This is a genomic window from Weizmannia acidilactici (assembly GCF_008974225.1).
GTDB lineage: Bacteria > Bacillota > Bacilli > Bacillales > Bacillaceae_C > Weizmannia > Weizmannia acidilactici.
Window position 1 is genome coordinate 40963 of sequence record NZ_BKZR01000011.1, and the last position, 15791, is coordinate 56753.

17 protein-coding genes are annotated in these 15791 nt (G+C 44.9%); 7 read left to right on the forward strand and 10 right to left on the reverse strand.

Going from position 1 to position 15791, the window contains the following annotated elements:
• Positions 1-25: 25 nt before the first annotated feature.
• Positions 26-1438 carry a SpoVR family protein gene (locus GBH70_RS05805; RefSeq protein ID WP_151680163.1) on the reverse strand — a complete coding sequence of 471 codons (1413 nt, stop codon included), beginning with the start codon at positions 1436-1438 and terminating at the stop codon, positions 26-28.
• A gap of 488 nt (positions 1439-1926) precedes the next feature.
• On the opposite strand from GBH70_RS05805, the gene GBH70_RS05810 reads away from it, so the two are divergent.
• The 3 genes from GBH70_RS05810 (at position 1927) to GBH70_RS05820 (ending at position 3389) form a co-directional block, all read left to right on the forward strand.
• Entirely contained in the window at positions 1927-2184 is a 258-nt protein-coding gene (locus GBH70_RS05810) for a YhdB family protein (protein ID WP_151680164.1), read from the forward strand.
• Between the two features lie 260 nt (positions 2185-2444).
• Entirely contained in the window at positions 2445-2873 is a 429-nt protein-coding gene (locus tag GBH70_RS05815) for a disulfide oxidoreductase (protein WP_151680165.1), read from the forward strand.
• Positions 2874-2906: 33 nt separating this feature from the next.
• Entirely contained in the window at positions 2907-3389 is a 483-nt protein-coding gene (locus GBH70_RS05820) for a thioredoxin family protein (RefSeq protein WP_151680166.1), read from the forward strand.
• Positions 3390-3416: 27 nt separating this feature from the next.
• Here the strand turns inward: GBH70_RS05820 and GBH70_RS05825 are convergent, their stop codons facing one another.
• Positions 3417-3809, reverse strand: a complete 393-nt coding sequence (locus GBH70_RS05825; protein WP_151680167.1) for a YhcU family protein — start codon at positions 3807-3809, stop codon at positions 3417-3419.
• Positions 3810-4121: 312 nt separating this feature from the next.
• Here GBH70_RS05825 and GBH70_RS05830 point away from each other — a divergent pair, with 312 nt between their 5' ends.
• From GBH70_RS05830 to GBH70_RS05840, 3 genes are all read left to right on the forward strand, one after another.
• Positions 4122-4742 carry a DUF47 domain-containing protein gene (locus tag GBH70_RS05830; protein ID WP_151680168.1) on the forward strand — a complete coding sequence of 207 codons (621 nt, stop codon included), beginning with the start codon at positions 4122-4124 and terminating at the stop codon, positions 4740-4742.
• 12 nt (positions 4743-4754) lie between these two features.
• On the forward strand, positions 4755-5753 hold the full coding sequence (locus GBH70_RS05835) for an inorganic phosphate transporter (protein ID WP_151680169.1): 999 nt from the start codon (positions 4755-4757) through the stop codon (positions 5751-5753).
• 267 nt (positions 5754-6020) lie between these two features.
• Positions 6021-7319 carry an NCS2 family permease gene (locus GBH70_RS05840; RefSeq protein ID WP_151680170.1) on the forward strand — a complete coding sequence of 433 codons (1299 nt, stop codon included), beginning with the start codon at positions 6021-6023 and terminating at the stop codon, positions 7317-7319.
• A 56-nt stretch (positions 7320-7375) separates the two neighbouring features.
• Here GBH70_RS05840 and GBH70_RS16675 read toward each other — a convergent pair whose 3' ends face one another.
• Together GBH70_RS16675 and GBH70_RS05845 are read right to left on the reverse strand one after the other, a co-directional pair.
• Positions 7376-7534 carry a hypothetical protein gene (locus GBH70_RS16675; protein ID WP_172967472.1) on the reverse strand — a complete coding sequence of 53 codons (159 nt, stop codon included), beginning with the start codon at positions 7532-7534 and terminating at the stop codon, positions 7376-7378.
• A gap of 238 nt (positions 7535-7772) precedes the next feature.
• Positions 7773-8315 carry an HD domain-containing protein gene (locus tag GBH70_RS05845; protein ID WP_151680171.1) on the reverse strand — a complete coding sequence of 181 codons (543 nt, stop codon included), beginning with the start codon at positions 8313-8315 and terminating at the stop codon, positions 7773-7775.
• Positions 8316-8457: 142 nt separating this feature from the next.
• Here GBH70_RS05845 and GBH70_RS05850 point away from each other — a divergent pair, with 142 nt between their 5' ends.
• The gene (locus GBH70_RS05850) at positions 8458-9060 is read left to right on the forward strand and encodes a GNAT family N-acetyltransferase (protein ID WP_151680172.1); all 603 of its coding nucleotides are present in this window, start codon (positions 8458-8460) and stop codon (positions 9058-9060) included.
• On the opposite strand, the gene GBH70_RS16680 is transcribed toward GBH70_RS05850, so the two are convergent.
• The 6 genes from GBH70_RS16680 to queG form a co-directional block, all read right to left on the reverse strand.
• Positions 9017-9178 carry a hypothetical protein gene (locus tag GBH70_RS16680; RefSeq protein WP_172967471.1) on the reverse strand — a complete coding sequence of 54 codons (162 nt, stop codon included), beginning with the start codon at positions 9176-9178 and terminating at the stop codon, positions 9017-9019. The two genes, GBH70_RS05850 and GBH70_RS16680, sit on opposite strands and share 44 nt — an antisense overlap.
• A 108-nt stretch (positions 9179-9286) precedes the next feature.
• Complete coding sequence (yhbH, locus tag GBH70_RS05855; protein WP_151680173.1) at positions 9287-10453, reverse strand: sporulation protein YhbH; 1167 nt, start codon at positions 10451-10453, stop codon at positions 9287-9289.
• Positions 10454-10699: 246 nt separating this feature from the next.
• Complete coding sequence (locus GBH70_RS05860) at positions 10700-12595, reverse strand: PrkA family serine protein kinase (RefSeq protein ID WP_151680174.1); 1896 nt, start codon at positions 12593-12595, stop codon at positions 10700-10702.
• A 333-nt stretch (positions 12596-12928) separates the two neighbouring features.
• Positions 12929-13402 (reverse strand): tRNA (uridine(34)/cytosine(34)/5-carboxymethylaminomethyluridine(34)-2'-O)-methyltransferase TrmL, encoded by a 474-nt coding sequence (trmL, locus tag GBH70_RS05865; RefSeq protein WP_151680175.1) that lies wholly within the window; start codon positions 13400-13402, stop codon positions 12929-12931.
• A gap of 36 nt (positions 13403-13438) precedes the next feature.
• Complete coding sequence (locus GBH70_RS05870; protein WP_151680176.1) at positions 13439-14320, reverse strand: amidase domain-containing protein; 882 nt, start codon at positions 14318-14320, stop codon at positions 13439-13441.
• 48 nt (positions 14321-14368) lie between these two features.
• On the reverse strand, positions 14369-15505 hold the full coding sequence (gene queG, locus GBH70_RS05875; protein WP_151680177.1) for a tRNA epoxyqueuosine(34) reductase QueG: 1137 nt from the start codon (positions 15503-15505) through the stop codon (positions 14369-14371).
• Between the last annotated feature and the right edge of the window lie 286 nt (positions 15506-15791).

Here is a 15791-nt window from a genome sequence, read left to right on the forward strand (position 1 = left end):
CTGGCTCATGACCCGGGATGCTTTTTTACAAATATTTCCGCTGTACACTTCTCCCGTCATAGCTGAACAGCATCGGTTTTTCTTCCACAACCGTTTCGACGTGAACGTTTCTTCCCCACAACTGGTAAAGATAAGGCAAAACCTTTTCTAAATATTTTAAATCCAGTTCAATTCCTTCATACCAGTTCTTGATATATAGTTCCCCGTTTTTCTGGTAATCGCCGTCCGTTACGGTTAAATACGGGAAGCCGCCGTTAACGCGCATGTTGACCAGCTGATCGCGGACATTTTTCCATTCTTTATCGACCACTTTATAATCCCTGCCCTGTTTCTGGAACAAATACATGTCTTCCCTCGTAACCAATTCTTTCGTCAAATAATTGCGCAAAAATGAAATATCGGATTCAATTTCGCGCACTTCAAAGATTTTTTCACGGCCCGTCCCCGGTTTTACGCCGCGCTTCTTCATCTCTTCCGTTGGGTTGTTCCAGCGTTCTTCAATATCTTCAAAAATTTTGATCCCCAGATAATACGGGTTAATGCCGGTCCTTGATGGCTGCACGACACCTGCGTTTAATTTGGCATATTCAATCGCCTCGTCCGTCGTCAAATCGAGTTCGCGCATAATGCGCTGGTGCCAGAACGATGCCCAGCCTTCGTTCATGATTTTCGTTTCAAGCTGCGGCCAGAAATACAGCATTTCTTCGCGGATCATCGTCATAATGTCACGCTGCCATTCCGTCAGTTCCCGGCTGTACTGCTCAATAAACAGCACGATATCTTTTTCCGGATGTGGCGGGAACTTTTTGGCTTTTTTCGCCGGTTTCTTTTCCGGCTTTTTCTCATCGAGCGCCCATAATTCTTCATACGGTCCCGGCGCCCGCTTTGGTTCCTCTTCTTCCCATTCCTCTTCATCTTCCATCGTCCAACTCAGCTTCGGGCGTATCAGAGAAGGATCAATGTGCTCTTCAATAGCCAGCACCGCATCGATAAATTTTTCCACTTCTCTCTTGCCGTATTTGAGTTCGTAAGCCCGGATTCTTTCCGCCGTCGCCGCCATGCTTTCTACCATATCCCTTTTCGTATTTTGGAAACGGACATTGTTTTTAAAGAAATCGCAGTGCGCGAGTACATGCGCCACAATCAATTTATTTTGGACGAGCGTATTGGAATCAAGCAAAAATGCATAACATGGATTGGAGTTGATGACCAGTTCGTATATTTTGCTCAAACCCAGGTCGTACTGCAGTTTCATTTTGTAGTACTGTTTGCCGAAACTCCAATGCGAAAACCGTGTCGGCATCCCGTAAGCGCCAAATGTATAAATGATGTCGGCCGGGCAGATTTCGTAGCGCATCGGATAAAAATCAAGCCCAAACCCGGACGCGATTTCTGTAATTTCTTCAATCGCATATTGCAGGCTTTCATGATCATTCATGAAATTTTCCTCCCCTTCAAAGTTCACCCTTTTTTCCAATGTATGAACGAAAAGGAAAAAACATGAGGACGTAAAAAAGGATTTTTACTTCAAATAGCTTTGTGAACGTAATTTTCATTCCCGCAAATTCCGCGATCATCAACAGATAAACTTTTTACGGAAAGGAAGCACCATTTAGACAACGCTTTTTACCAATTTTTCAAATGGTCTTGCAATGCATCTAAAGGCCGTTCCAAAGCATTTTTGTGTCCCCTTACAATGCTTCTAAGAACCGTTTCCTTGCAATAATCATATTTAAGCGGCCGTTTTATAAAAATCAGCGTCGGAGCATGTATTTGCCTAAAATACGTTCCAAATGATAACAATCTTATATTTTCCGCCAGCCAACTTTTTCAGCGGGCAAAAACAAAAAAAACACATACACTAATGGTACTCCTTTATGAAATTTGCTTAAACAGAAGCAAATGCATAAGAAAGGGGGAACCGGGATGAATCCCGTTGACTATGACCGCGCCTTATATTATACGCATCGTTCCCAATGGGATAATTTGCTGATCCTCATGGTGCGGACGAAGGATGATTTCCTTTCCAAAAAAATCGAGCATGTCTTGCATGCTTATCATTTTTCACGTGATTATACGGTGATTGAAAGTTGTCTATACGCCTTATTACGGTATATCGACCACGCGAACGAAATGGTGAAATGGAGCGGGGCGGATCCCCTGTTTCATTCCGATGGATGGTAAGCGGAGAGCGGGCCTGTGCGCGCCCTCCGCTTTTCTATTTGTCCAGCTGCGGGCGCTCAGCTGGCGGATTTTACTCCCTCTTCCATGCGATCAGTCAACATCGGTTCGCCTTAAAAGATCACCGTGTTTCCTTTATCTGAGTCAGAGGACTAAAATATCTGTACGCCGATAATCGAGCGCCCTCGCTTTTCTCATTTACATTTTACCCGGCTGGATACTATAATTTACAAAGAAGTATTTTATCAAAAGGAGGCAAAAATTTGAAAGCAACTCAGAGGGAGAATGTTTGGTTTTTTGCCTGGGCCGTTTCCGTGATCGCAATGTTCGGGAGCCTCTATTTTTCGGAAATCAAGGGTTATGAACCATGCGAATTATGTTGGTACCAGCGCATTTTAATGTACCCGATGACCGTATTGATCGGCATCGCGGTTGCCAGAAAAGATTACCGGTTATCCCTGTATACGGCTGTTTTATCCGGAATTGGCATGTTTGTTTCGCTTTACCATTACTGCCTGCAAAAAATTTCCTTTTTTTCGGATAGGCTGCCTGCTTGTGGCCGCATCCCGTGCACAGCGGAATACATCAATTGGTTCGGATTCATTACCATTCCCTTTCTCGCGTTAACCGCTTTTATCCTCATTTTTATCTCAAGTCTTCTCGTTTGGAAGTGGACAAAAACTTCCAGATGAATACTTTTCAATTATGCCGACAGGAGGGCCATCATGAAAAAAATTATACTTTTTTTAGCCATCATCATCGTATTATTTGCTGGAATTGCAGGCATCACAAAGTACCAGCAAAACAAACAGAAAAAGCATAACCCGTATGCAGGCGCAAAAAGCGTCAGCGAATTATCGACCGCGACAAGGGACCAATTGGATAATCCTTTGTACCAAAATATCATTTTGCCGAAGCAGCTGCAAAGCGATTTAAAAGCAGGGAAAGACGTTACGGTCTATTTTTTCATGCCGACATGCCCGCACTGCAAACGGACAACCCCGGTTGTTTCCCCGGTTGCAAAAGATATGGGGATCGATTTGAAAGAATTTAACCTGACTGAATTTGAAAGCGGCTGGGATGAATATAAAATCAAAGCGACACCGACAATTGTGTACTATAAAGACGGCAAAGAAGCCGCCCGTATCGTAGGGGAACATACGAAGCAGGAATTCCGGCAGTGGTTCAGCAAATATGTTAAAAAATAATGCCCGGCACTTCCGGGCATTATTTTTTCAGACGAGCAGGCGGTTGTATGCTTTTTTAAAAATACTGAATGAATCCGTTCTCTTTTCGGCAAACCGGGAGTATGAAAACGGAAAGTGCAAACCGTATTGTTCAAGGGTAAATTTATTAAATTCGAACAGGTTAGCATAATGAAGATCCCGGTTACGGCTATCCGTTTCCAATATGGAAATGATCGTCTGCAGACTGGAAATAATCTGGTATCCTGCTTTTAACGTTCCGATTTGATCAGCCGGGGCGTTCAGGGCAAGTACATGATCCCGCTGAAATCCCATGATTTCCTCATCGGAAAAATAATCAGGAAAAACTTCCGTGAACATATGCTGCACCAATTCCTCAATCTTATCCATTTGGTCTTCCGTAGACGCATAAACAACCTTCACAACAGTCCCACCCTTTTAAAAAAATACGCACTATGTTATGTATGCCAAAAAACGCACCGTATGTGTATTTTTAGAATAACATATGCAAATAGAAAAAAAGCATGGTAAATGTGACCATGCTTGGTTGAAGTCGGCTTGCCGCACCAACGAAAGAGCTTCCCCCCACATGCTTTTCCTGAAATGGGGTAATGTAATAAAAACAAAATGGAACCGGATACATCTATTTATTTTCGACATTCTTCTTTTATATTCGCCTGAAATCAGATAAAATAAAGACGTTTGATAATTTAAAGCATATTAGGAGGCTCAAACATGGTATTTAAAAACAAGAAAGATAAGTTTGCTGTGCTGCTTGGGCATATTTCGACAAACCTCCGGGAAGCCACCAATTACTTTGCCGATTATAAACTTCAGAATACAGATGATTTAAAAATTTTTACCGAAAAAATGAAGGAGTACGAGCGTAACGGGGACACATACGTCCACGATATGATTCTGGAATTGAATGATGCCTTTATTACGCCAATTGAGCGTGAAGACCTGCTTGCTTTAACGAACAGCATGGATGATGTGCTCGATGGAATTGAAGAATGTTCAGGATTATTCGAACTGTATAACATCACAAAGGCTGACGAGTTTATGATTGAGTTTGTCGAAATGATCCGCAATTGTGCCGAAGAGATTGAAAAAGCCATTGATATTGTATTTACAAAAAAACTCGACAAGGTTCGCCCGCACGCCATCAAAATTAAAGAATACGAATCCCATTGCGATGAAATTTTAAGAAAATCTTTAATTCACCTCTTCCAAAATGAATCAGACCCGATCCGCTTAATCAAATATAAAGACCTGTATGAAAATATGGAAGATGTGGCTGACTATTGCCAGACAGTGGCCAACATTCTGGAAACGATTATTATGAAAAATGCTTAAGGAGTCTGACGAATGGATAGCATTTTAGTTTTGACAGTCTTAATTGTGATTTTTGCTTTTGCATTTGATTTCATTAACGGATTCCACGATACAGCAAACGCGATTGCTACCGCCGTCTCGACAAAAGCGCTAAAACCGCGGTTCGCCATTGCCCTTGCGGCTACAATGAATTTCCTTGGGGCGATTTCTTTTACCGGGGTTGCAAAAACCATTACGGAAAGCATCGTCAACCCGTTTACGCTCGCAAACGGTCAGGTCGTCATTTTGTCCGCCCTGCTCGCAGCCATTATTTGGAATCTTGTGACGTGGTATTTTGGTATTCCAAGCAGTTCTTCCCATGCCATTATCGGGGCTATTGCCGGAGCGGCGATTGCTTCTGCGGGATTTCATGTTATCGAATTTCGTGGTTTTATCGGTATTATTGAAGCTTTAATTTTTTCCCCTATCCTTGCTTTTACAGTCGGATTTATTATATACAGCATTTTTAAAGGTTCTTTTAAAAACTTGAACCTTGCCAAAACGAATCGGCGTTTCCGTTTTATCCAAATTTTTACCGCCGCTCTCCAGGCATACACCCACGGGACGAACGATGCCCAAAAATCGATGGGGATTATCACAATGGCTTTGATCACCAATCACTACATCTCAACAAGCGACATTCCGTTCTGGGTTCAGGTCGGCTGTGCACTGGCCATGGGCTTAGGCACCTCAATCGGCGGATGGCGGATCATTAAAACCGTCGGTGCAAACATCATGAAAATCCGCCCGATTAACGGAGTAGCTGCTGATTTGAGTTCGGCCGCCGTTATTTTCGGCGCGACTTACATTCACTTGCCGGTCAGCACAACTCATGTGATTTCCTCTTCCATTCTCGGGGTGGGATCGGCCCATCGTATAAAAGGTGTAAAATGGGATACCGCACAAAGAATGATCGTCACCTGGGTAATTACCCTGCCGATTGCAGCCGCTTTAGCAGCCGTGGTGTATCATATTGTCAATATCTTTTTATAAGGTTCCATTTTGTTCAGGCAGGCGGTCCACCCTGCTTTCCGATCATTCAATTTAACAAATAAAACAAAAGAGCGGAGCGAAAAGCTTGCTCTTTTTTTATTGGACGGTATTGAAATGAGGGTTTTGCAAAAACTATGATAACAGCTGATATTTCACATTTTGTTCAAATCTCCGGCTTATTTTAAAGAAAATAGTTGCAGTGCGTATTTGAAACGAATATTATAGAAAATGTGTTTTTAAAATGTTCGTGTTTTTGGAGGTTTCAATATGTTTAATCTGACAGAAAATGGCACGGATGCCAGAACAGAAATTCTTGCGGGTTTCACCACTTTTTTAACGATGGTGTATATTATAGTCGTTAATCCGGCCGTCCTGTCCAGCACCGGCGTTCCGTTTGACCAAGTATTTATAGCAACGATTATCGGTACGGTTGCCGGCACTTTATGGATGGCCTTGGCTGCCAATTATCCGATTGCCGTAGCACCGGGCATGGGGTTGAATGCGTATTTTGCTTATTCCGTTGTCGGCACGCACGGCGGTATTACATATGTTACCGCATTCGGCGCCGTTTTTGTTGCAGGTATCATTTTCTTTATTTTGTCGCTCACCCCATTCCGAGAAAAATTAGTCGAGGCGATTCCGGACAATTTGCGTTCGGGAATTACCGCAGGAATCGGTTTATTTATCGCTTTTATCGGGCTTCGCAGCGCAGGCATTATTGCCGCGGATAAAACAAATCTGGTCAGGCTCGGCGATCTTCACTCCCCTTCCGCCGAACTTGCCCTCATCGGCCTTGCCGTTACCCTCATCTGCATGGCGCTGAATATCAACGGTGCTTTATTTATCGGCATGGCCATTACCGGGCTGATCGCATATTTTACCGGGCAGCTTTCTTTTGATAAGGGGTTTGTATCGGTACCGCATATGCCGCAGGGACTTGTTGTGGAGCATCCGCTCAAAGCGGTTCTCGATGTGTTTACGCACAGCTTATATGCGGTCGTTTTTTCCTTTTTGCTCGTTACAATTTTTGATACGACCGGCACAATCGTCGGCGTGGCAAAACAGGCCGGCTTGATGAAAGGAAAATCGCTGCCGCGCGCACGGCGGGCCCTATTGAGCGACTCGATCGGGACTGTCATCGGCTCGCTGTTCGGGACAAGCCCGACAAGCGCCTATATCGAATCTTCTTCAGGGGTAGCAGCAGGCGGCAGAACCGGGCTTACTACGCTTGTTGTCGCAGTTTTGTTTATCATTTCCGCTTTCTTCAGCCCGCTTGTCGGAGCGGTTGCAGGGCTTTCCGCGATCACGTCCCCGGCATTGATCATTGTCGGCAGTTTAATGATCGGCAGCATCTCTGACATTAAATGGAGCGAAATTGACGAAGCGTTTCCGGCGTTTTTAATTATTTTGGTCATGCCTTTAACGAGCAGCATCTCGACCGGGATTGCACTTGGCTTCATTTCCTACCCGATATTAAAAATTTTCAAAGGCAACTGGCGCCAGGTTCATCCGCTCGTTTATATTTTCGCCGTCCTTTTCTTTATCCATTTGGCATTTTTGCAATAAAAACGGGACACGGGCTGCCCAATGCCGTTTTGCCGGTATCCGGACAGCCCTTTCCTTTATTCGAACAATCCGCTTTCTTTCCTTTTTTTGCGAAGCGTCCGACAGGCTGCTGAGCGGTTTTTTGCATCCAGACCGAAAATGAGTACGGCCACCCAGTTAGTGGCGGCTTTCCGCATATCAGCAGCATAAATGTTCCATACTTCTACTTCTTTCATAACACCCTTCTCGTGTTGGTGTTATTTTTGCCGATTTCGAATGAAGCCATGTGTACAATAGGCCATGAAAAAAGGCTGCCCGGAAAGCCGATCATTTACAGGCAGCCTAATAAAACGTTAGACTTTTAATGACCACATGAATCGATTTTTTCTTAATCCCGGACTTTAGACGCAATTTAATACCCACCTGACCGAGATTTTCGTTTTAATGCACGTATTACAAACCGCATTCTGCTCCTCACATTTTTCCAAAAACAAGATCAATTTCAGTTTTTAACTGCTTAAGCAGCGGAAAAGCATGATTTCTTCCGATACTGGCTGCGATATTTCTGTAATACCATTCCTGTTTTGCTTTTCCCCGCTTAAAATGGCTCCACACCTTGTCCCCTTCGCGCGCGATATCATCCCGGATGGAACGGAGATTGTCTATTTTATCGGCACAGACGACAAGACAGACCGATTCATCCGCCGTTTTCAAAAAATCAATCGTATGCAGTTTCCGTTCTTCCCACGGCAGGCTTTTGTCCGGCTCGGAACAGCCTTCAACAATGCGGGCAACTGCATCCCCAAACACCGCCTTGATGTCATCCAGTGATACATCCGTATCTTCCACCGTATCATGCAGAAGACCCGCCGCCACGATTTCTTTCCGGCATCCCGCCTCAAGGAGGATCACCGCCACCGAAAAAGGATGAACGATATATGGCAGCTGCACGATTTTCCGGTATTGCCCGTCATGTGCTTTTGCAGCGAAATGAATCGCTCTCTTGACGATATCCAAAGCCTGTCCGCCCCTTTCTATATCATATATAAGGTTATCATGCCAAATGACACTACAGAAGTTCCCATAAACGAATTTGAAAAATTGGTATTTTATGATACATTCGTTATAATAAAACATTTTAACAATACGGGGGTTTGGCATGAGAATCGAAGACATTTACCGGGATTTGCCGCTGCTTGAAACGGACCGTCTTATACTAAGGAAGCTGAAACGCGATGATGTATTGGATTTGTTTGCTTATGCATCGAGAAGCGAAGTTTCAAAATACGTGACATGGGATTCACACCGGTCTGTCCGCGATTCGAAAAATTTTATCGGCTACATCCTCAACCTGTACCGGGAGCACAGAGTCGCGCCGTGGGGAATAGAAGACAAAAAGACCCGACGGCTGATCGGCACGGTTGACTTTGTATGGTGGAAGCCGGACCAGGGGACGGCTGAGATTGGTTATGTCCTTTCTCCGGAATACTGGGGGCGGGGCATCATGACAGAAGCAGTCAAAAAGCTGATTGAATTCGGTTTTGAGCGTATGCGCCTCATCCGCATCCAGGCCCGCTGTTTTGCCGAAAACAAAGCCTCCGCCCGCGTCATGGAAAAAGCCGGCATGACATTCGAAGGCACTTTGCGCAAAGCCATCTATGCAAAAGGAAGGCACTGGGATTTAAAAGTTTACTCCATTTTAAAGGAAGAATATTTTCTTAACGATTCAAATACGAAATCACAAACAACACGAAAAAGATAATGGCAGAAAGAAAGTTGGCTTTCGCCCTGCCGTTTTGCTGGTAGTAAGAAAAAATGCCGAGTCCGATAAAAGCGATGCAGCCGAAACCGCCGAGGGCAAGGAAAAATGTATTGTCCATGGATAAAAAACTCCTTTTCTGTTTCAATAGCCCCATTGTAGCATAATTGGCTGTGCTTGTCTTCTCGCTAAAAAAAATCAACAGGCTGCTTCACCTGTTGACCGCATGTCATGCCAAAGCTTTGTTTTCTTCTTTTGAAAAGAACCATTTCATTGCATGAAATACATCCGCTTTCTGTTTCAGCACGTAATATTTAAATTTTTCATCTTTAATATTTTTATAGGCGGACATAAGTGTGGAATGGCGGTTATACTGGTTGACTTCCCCATAAAAAAACATATTCGATACTTTCATGATTTCCTGCACGAGCTTTACGCACCGCGCATTATCCGAAGTGAGGTTGTCACCGTCCGAGAAATGGAATGGATAAATGTTAAAACGGTACGGGTCATATTTTTCATCAATCAGGCTCAATGCTTTCCGGTATGCCGATGAACAGATTGTTCCACCGCTTTCCCCTTTCGAAAAGAAATCCTCTTCAGACACGACTTTCGCCTCGGTATGGTGGGCGATAAATTCAATATCAACCGTTTCGTATTTTGTCCGCAAAAAACGCGTCATCCAGAAGAAAAAGCTGCGCGCCATGTACTTCTCCCAAATCCCCATACTGCCGCTTGTATCCATCATTGCGAGCACAACTGCCTTTGATTCCGATTTTTCCACTTCATTCCATGTCCGGAATTTAAGGTCTTCCGGCACAATTGGGTAAAAACTTGGTTTTCCCCGCATCGCATTCCGTTTAAACGCGGCCATCATCGTCCGTTTTTTATCGATATTACCCATCAGGCCGGTTTTGCGGATATCGTTGAACTCAATATCTTCCACCGTATTTTCGTCCCGCTCTTTCCGTTTAAGGTTCGGGAGCTCCAACTGGCTGAACAGCGCTTCTTCAATCTCCATGAGGGAAACTTCCGCTTCATAATAATCTTCACCCGGCTGGTCGCCTGCACCCTGTCCTTTTCCCGGGCCCTGCTCAGGGGAACCGTCGCGCGCAATGACATCGCCGATTTGCGTATCGCCCTGCCCCTGGCCGACATGCTTATTTTTATCATAATTGTAGCGGATTTTATATTCATCCAATGAACGGATCGGGATTTTCACAACATCCCTGCCGTCGGACATAATGATACTTTCTTCTGTAATTAAATCGGGCAGATTGTTGCGGATAGCTTCCTGGACCTTTTCCTGATGGCGGACCTGGTCATCATGGCCTTTGCGGTGGAGCGACCAGTCTTCCTGCGAAATGACAAAATGCTTCTGATCCTGCTTATCCATGCTCATCCTCCCTTATCTTTGAAAATCCCTCTGCTTTTATGCGATCAAACCGTCACCAAGTCGGAAAAGATTTCATATACTATTTTGGCTGCAAAAACGGGTTTGACATGAAAACATTTAGATTACTCTATACTATGCAATGGATTGGAATGTTTGACATCTTTCATTGAAAATATGCAAAAGCGTATGCGGGGTTAGAAAAAAGCCGGGCAGATGACGCCCGGCTTCCCGACTGCCGGGTTTTTTTCACCGGTTCAGCAGGCTTCCTACATAGCGCAGCAGTTCATTTGCAGATGTGGAATTATACCCGTAATCATCAATTAAACGAGCAACGACTTCATTGATTTTCTTCAACTGCTGTTCGTCCGGAGTTTTCGTTGAAGTGGTAATCTTGACAACATCTTTTAAATCGGCAAACAGCTTTTTCTGGATCGCTTCGCGGAGGCGGTCGTGCGAATTGTAATCAAACCGTTTTCCTTTACGCGCATATGCCGAGATGCGGATTAAAATTTCTTCACGGAACGCTTTTTTCGCATTTTCGGAAATGCCGATCTGCTCTTCGATCGAACGCATCAGCTTTTCGTCCGGGTTGATTTCTTCGCCGGTGAGCGGATCGCGCATTTTGACTTTGTTGCAATAGGCTTCGACATTGTCGAGATAATTGTCCATCAATGTTTTGGCGGATTCTTCGTACGAATACACAAACGCTTTCTGCACTTCTTTTTTTGCAATTTCGTCATATTCTTTCCGCGCCAAAGAAATAAAGTTTAAATATTTTTCTTTCAGTTCCGGGGTGATCGACGGATGCTGGTCCAGCCCTTCTTTTAAGGACAGGAGCACATCCAGGGCATTGATGGATTTCATTTCTTTCTTAATGATCGTGGAGGAAATGCGGTTGATGACATAACGCGGATCGATGCCGAACATGCCTTCATCCGGGTATTCATTTTTCAATTCCTTTACATCCTGGGAATTGAACCCTTCCACCGCCATACCATCGTACAGGCGCATTTTTTTCAACAGGTCAATACCCGCCCGCTTCGGTTCCCGCAGCCTCGTTAAAATCGTAAACATCGCAGCAACCTTCAGCGTATGCGGTGCAATGTGGACATCAGCGACATCGCTTTCCCGGATCATTTTATCGTAAATTTTTTCTTCCTCGGATACCCTTAAATTATATGGAACCGGCATGACGATGATCCGCGAGTGCAACGCTTCATTTTTCTTATTGGCAATAAATGAACGGTACTCGGTTTCGTTCGTATGGGCAATGATCAGTTCATCCGCGGAAATGAGCGCAAAACGTCCAGCCTTGAAATTGCCTTCCTGTGTCAGCGATAGGAGATGCCATAGGAATTTTTCATCGCATTTCAGCATTTCCTGGAATTCCATGATGCCGCGGTTCGCCTTGTTCAGTTCCCCGTCAAAGCGGTAGGCGCGCGGATCCGATTCCGAACCGTACTCTGCAATCGTCGAGAAATCAATGCTTCCTGTCAGATCGGCAATATCCTGGGATTTTGGATCAGAAGGGCTGAATGTGCCGATCCCGATCCGTTTGTCTTCGGAGAAGAAAACCCTTTCGACAAGCACTTCTTCGATCCTGCCTCCATACTCTTCCTCAAGCCGCAGCATATTTAAAGGGGACAAATTCCCTTCAATCCGGATGCCGTACTCCTCATAAAAATCATCCCGCAAATGCTGCGGGATCAAATGAAGCGGGTCTTCGTGCATCGGGCATCCCTTGATGGCGTAAACAGCGCCCTGCTCGGTGCGCGAATAAGCTTCAAGGCCCCTTTTAAGCATCGTGACAAGCGTCGATTTACCGCCACTGACAGGCCCCATCAGCAGTAAAATCCGTTTTCTCACATCAAGCCTTTTGGCGGCCGGATGGAAATACTCTTCCACTAATTTTTCAAGTGCCTCTTCCAAGCCGAATAACTGGTGGCTGAAAAACCGGTATTTCTTTACTCCATCAACTTCTTCCACGCCGGCGTCTTTAATCATATTGTAAACTCGGGAATGAGCAGATTGTGCAATCCATGGCTTTTCTTTCAAAAGGGCCAGATAATCCCTGAACGTTCCTTCCCATTTCAACTTTTCCTCTTCTTCACGGTAGTTTTCCAGCTTTTTCAGAATATCCATTTAGTACCTCCCCTTGTCATCTTGTTGAAGAGACGTTTATATAATCTATGCACCCAAGCCCGCGAACATGATAAAAAGAGGCAATACCCTATTTTTGGGGGAAGTTTGCAGCAAATAAATGAAAATTTTAAATCTGTACATATTTCAATCAAATAGACTATAATGGAATTCAAAGAAGGAAAAAATCAGGGGGGAATGTCCAGTTGAAAACGATCCTCATTGCATTGGTAGCGATTTCATTCCTGGGTGCAATTTTTACTGCCGGATACGAGGAAAAAGGGGAAAACTTTCGGGAAGAATAAAAGTGCGGCCCGTGTCAATAGGGCCGTACTTTTATTTTAACCCTGGATAATGCTGCTGCCGCAATGCTTCGTACACTAAAATGGCGGCTGTATTGGAAAGGTTGAGCGACCGCACTTTGTCCGTCATCGGGATGCGGAGACAGCGGTCCTTGTTTTTTTCGATCAAACCTTTCGGCAGCCCGGAAGTTTCGCGGCCGAACATGAAATATAAGTCTTTTTCCGAGTCGCTGAAATCAAAATCGGTAAAAAACTTTTCGCCGAATGTTTCAATAAAATATATTTCGCCGCCTTCGTTTTTTTCAAAAAACTCTTCCAGGGAATCATAATAAATAATATTCACGTACTTCCAATAATCGAGCCCCGCCCTTTTCAGCATTTTATCATCCGTTGAAAAGCCAAGCGGGCGGATTAAATGGAGCGTTGTCCCGGTCCCCGCACATGTCCGCGCGATATTGCCCGTATTGGCGGGAATTTCAGGCTGGTATAATACAACATGCAAGCTCAAATTTTGTCACCTCGGGACTTATTATATCACGTTTTTTCAGCTGTCATCTTCGATTGTAAAAAACTTGTACCGGATATTAGGCGTATAAGCGGATGAATCTTCATACGTCCAGTATCGCTTCCGGCTATTTGTTGTATGAGCATTGACAAGCGGCATGCCGTAATAATCGTAACCGGTCACGATCAACGAATGGTCGAAGCGGCCGTCCCCCTGGAAGTCTATGCAAATAACATCCCCATACTTTAACTCCTGCGGCGAGGACACCTCTTTTGCCCGCAATCCTGCCTTAGAATATTGCAGATACGTTTTAAAAGAATGGGCAACCGTCCAGCTGTAGCTCCAATTATTGTTTTGCATCCACCAACCCTTGTTCCGGTCCGGATATCCCCGCATTGGCGCCCCACCGGCATGGAGACACTGCGAAATAAAATTCGTGCAGTCATCCGTAAACGATTTATACGCCGGATTAAAGCTGTTCCACCACTTTTCCGCATACTGGACAGCTTTTAGCCTGTCATACACATACGGAATCCGCACATCAACGTTTTCCGCAGCCCGCATCTCCCCAATATCCGGATTTTTTCCATGGAAGTCCGGATATGCGGGAACCATCTCTTCATCTTCATAAAGGCGTCCTTCGTAAAAGGAAGCCCGCCTTTCCTCCAGCGCTTCTTCAATATAAAAAGTGCTTTTTTGTTTAATGACATACTGCATATGCACCTGATAATAAAGAAAGCTGTGGCTGCCTTTCTGTTCGGTCCGGGTGACCTTTGCATCCGCCTTCACTTTAACAATGCCTGCATTTCTTTTTGCAAGCTGGGCCTTTTTCTGTTCGATATCTTCAAACTCCCGATCTATCCCGCGTCCGATAAGATGGGCCAGCCGGTTTTCTAAATGCGCCTGGACTTGTTCTTTCACACAAAATCCCCCTCTCCCCATCACTATATGTCGTAGAAGGAGGGTCAATCAGTCCATTTCGAAAAATGCCAACCCTTTACGGATTTCCTCCAGTGCTTCCGGATCTTCTTCTTTGTTCTGCGCCACAAGCAACGCCCCTTTCGCTTCTTCCCCGCCAATTTTCCCGAGCGCCCAGCCGGCCGTCCCGCGGATTACCGGGCGCGGATCTTCATGCAAAAGCCGGATCAGTTCCGGCACGGCACTTTCTTCTTTAAAATGGGCAAGTGCAACGATGGCATTGCGCTGGATCGGCTTTTTGCCGCGCCAGGCTCCGGCAACATGGCCAAACAGTTCCTTAAATTCCCGGTTGCTTAAACGAAGGATCGGTTCAAGTAGCGGCTTGGCCACTTCAGGTTCCGGTTCCATTTCTTCGTGAAAATGGAAATCCATGCCTTTATTTTTCGGGCAGATGGTTTGGCATGAATCACAGCCGTACACACGGTTCCCGATTTTCACCTTAAACTCGTCTTCCAAAAAATCTTTTGTTTGCGTCAAATAGCTGATGCAGCGTTTCGCATTGATTTGTCCGGCCGAAACAAGCGCGCCGGTAGGGCATACGTCCAGGCATTTCCGGCAGTCACCGCACTGGTCTTCCAAAGGGGTATCCGGTTCAAACGGAATGTTCGTAATCATTTCCCCGAGGTAAACGTACGAACCGAACTCGGGGGTGATAATCGCGCAGTTTTTTCCGCTCCAGCCAATGCCTGCCCTCTCGGCAACCGCCCTGTCTGCGAGCTCGCCGGTATCGGTCATCGATTTACAGCGCGCACCTTCCACTTTTTCCTTGAGAAAAGCTTCGAGCTTCGCAAGCTTCTCCCTTAAAATCGTATGGTAATCCTCCCCCCACGATGCCCGGCAAAAAATACCGCGCCGTTCACCTTTTTTCCCTTTCGGCGGATTTTTCATTTTTGAAGGGTAAGCGAGCGCAATTGCAATGATTGACTGTGGGGAATCAAAAATCAAAGAAGGTGTCACCCTTTTTTCAATGTCCTTTTCTTCAAAACCGGACTGATAGCCAAGCTCCTGTTGGCGGATCAGCCGCTGTTTCATTTCGGTAAATGGATCGGGGGAAGCAAATCCGATTTTATCGATCCCAATTGTTTTACTAAATACAATGACTTCCTTTTTTAATTCGGCTACATCCATGTTTTCACCTCCTGGGTAAATTCCAATTTATGTAAATTCCCGCTTATTGGCACAATAAAAAACGCAACACCCCGCCCGTCTTCCGGACGAAACACTGCGTTCAAAGCAATCCAGCTTCTCATAAAAATGATATGCAATATTATAATAAAAGAAAGTGTCATATGTAAAGGCGTTTGCTTGTTTCACACGGAATGAAAAAGGATATGAAGTAAAAGAAATCATTTTGAATGTTTTCCTAACTTATATTGAAGGAAAAAGTCCAAAGGAAGATACTCTTTGTTTTTTT

What these genes read in the sequence shown, in the direction of transcription:
- GBH70_RS05850 (WP_151680172.1), top strand. Translation starts at nt 8,458, where the DNA reads ATGAGAATCGAAGACATTTACCGGGATTTGCCGCTGCTTGAAACGGAC.
- GBH70_RS16675 (WP_172967472.1), bottom strand. Translation starts at nt 7,534, where the DNA reads ATGAAAGAAGTAGAAGTATGGAACATTTATGCTGCTGATATGCGGAAA.
- GBH70_RS05820 (WP_151680166.1), top strand. Translation starts at nt 2,907, where the DNA reads ATGAAAAAAATTATACTTTTTTTAGCCATCATCATCGTATTATTTGCT.
- GBH70_RS05805 (WP_151680163.1), bottom strand. Translation starts at nt 1,438, where the DNA reads ATGAATGATCATGAAAGCCTGCAATATGCGATTGAAGAAATTACAGAA.
- GBH70_RS05835 (WP_151680169.1), top strand. Translation starts at nt 4,755, where the DNA reads ATGGATAGCATTTTAGTTTTGACAGTCTTAATTGTGATTTTTGCTTTT.
- GBH70_RS05840 (WP_151680170.1), top strand. Translation starts at nt 6,021, where the DNA reads ATGTTTAATCTGACAGAAAATGGCACGGATGCCAGAACAGAAATTCTT.
- queG (WP_151680177.1), bottom strand. Translation starts at nt 15,505, where the DNA reads ATGGATGTAGCCGAATTAAAAAAGGAAGTCATTGTATTTAGTAAAACA.
- GBH70_RS16680 (WP_172967471.1), bottom strand. Translation starts at nt 9,178, where the DNA reads ATGGACAATACATTTTTCCTTGCCCTCGGCGGTTTCGGCTGCATCGCT.
- GBH70_RS05830 (WP_151680168.1), top strand. Translation starts at nt 4,122, where the DNA reads ATGGTATTTAAAAACAAGAAAGATAAGTTTGCTGTGCTGCTTGGGCAT.
- yhbH (WP_151680173.1), bottom strand. Translation starts at nt 10,453, where the DNA reads ATGGATAAGCAGGATCAGAAGCATTTTGTCATTTCGCAGGAAGACTGG.
- GBH70_RS05860 (WP_151680174.1), bottom strand. Translation starts at nt 12,595, where the DNA reads ATGGATATTCTGAAAAAGCTGGAAAACTACCGTGAAGAAGAGGAAAAG.
- GBH70_RS05810 (WP_151680164.1), top strand. Translation starts at nt 1,927, where the DNA reads ATGAATCCCGTTGACTATGACCGCGCCTTATATTATACGCATCGTTCC.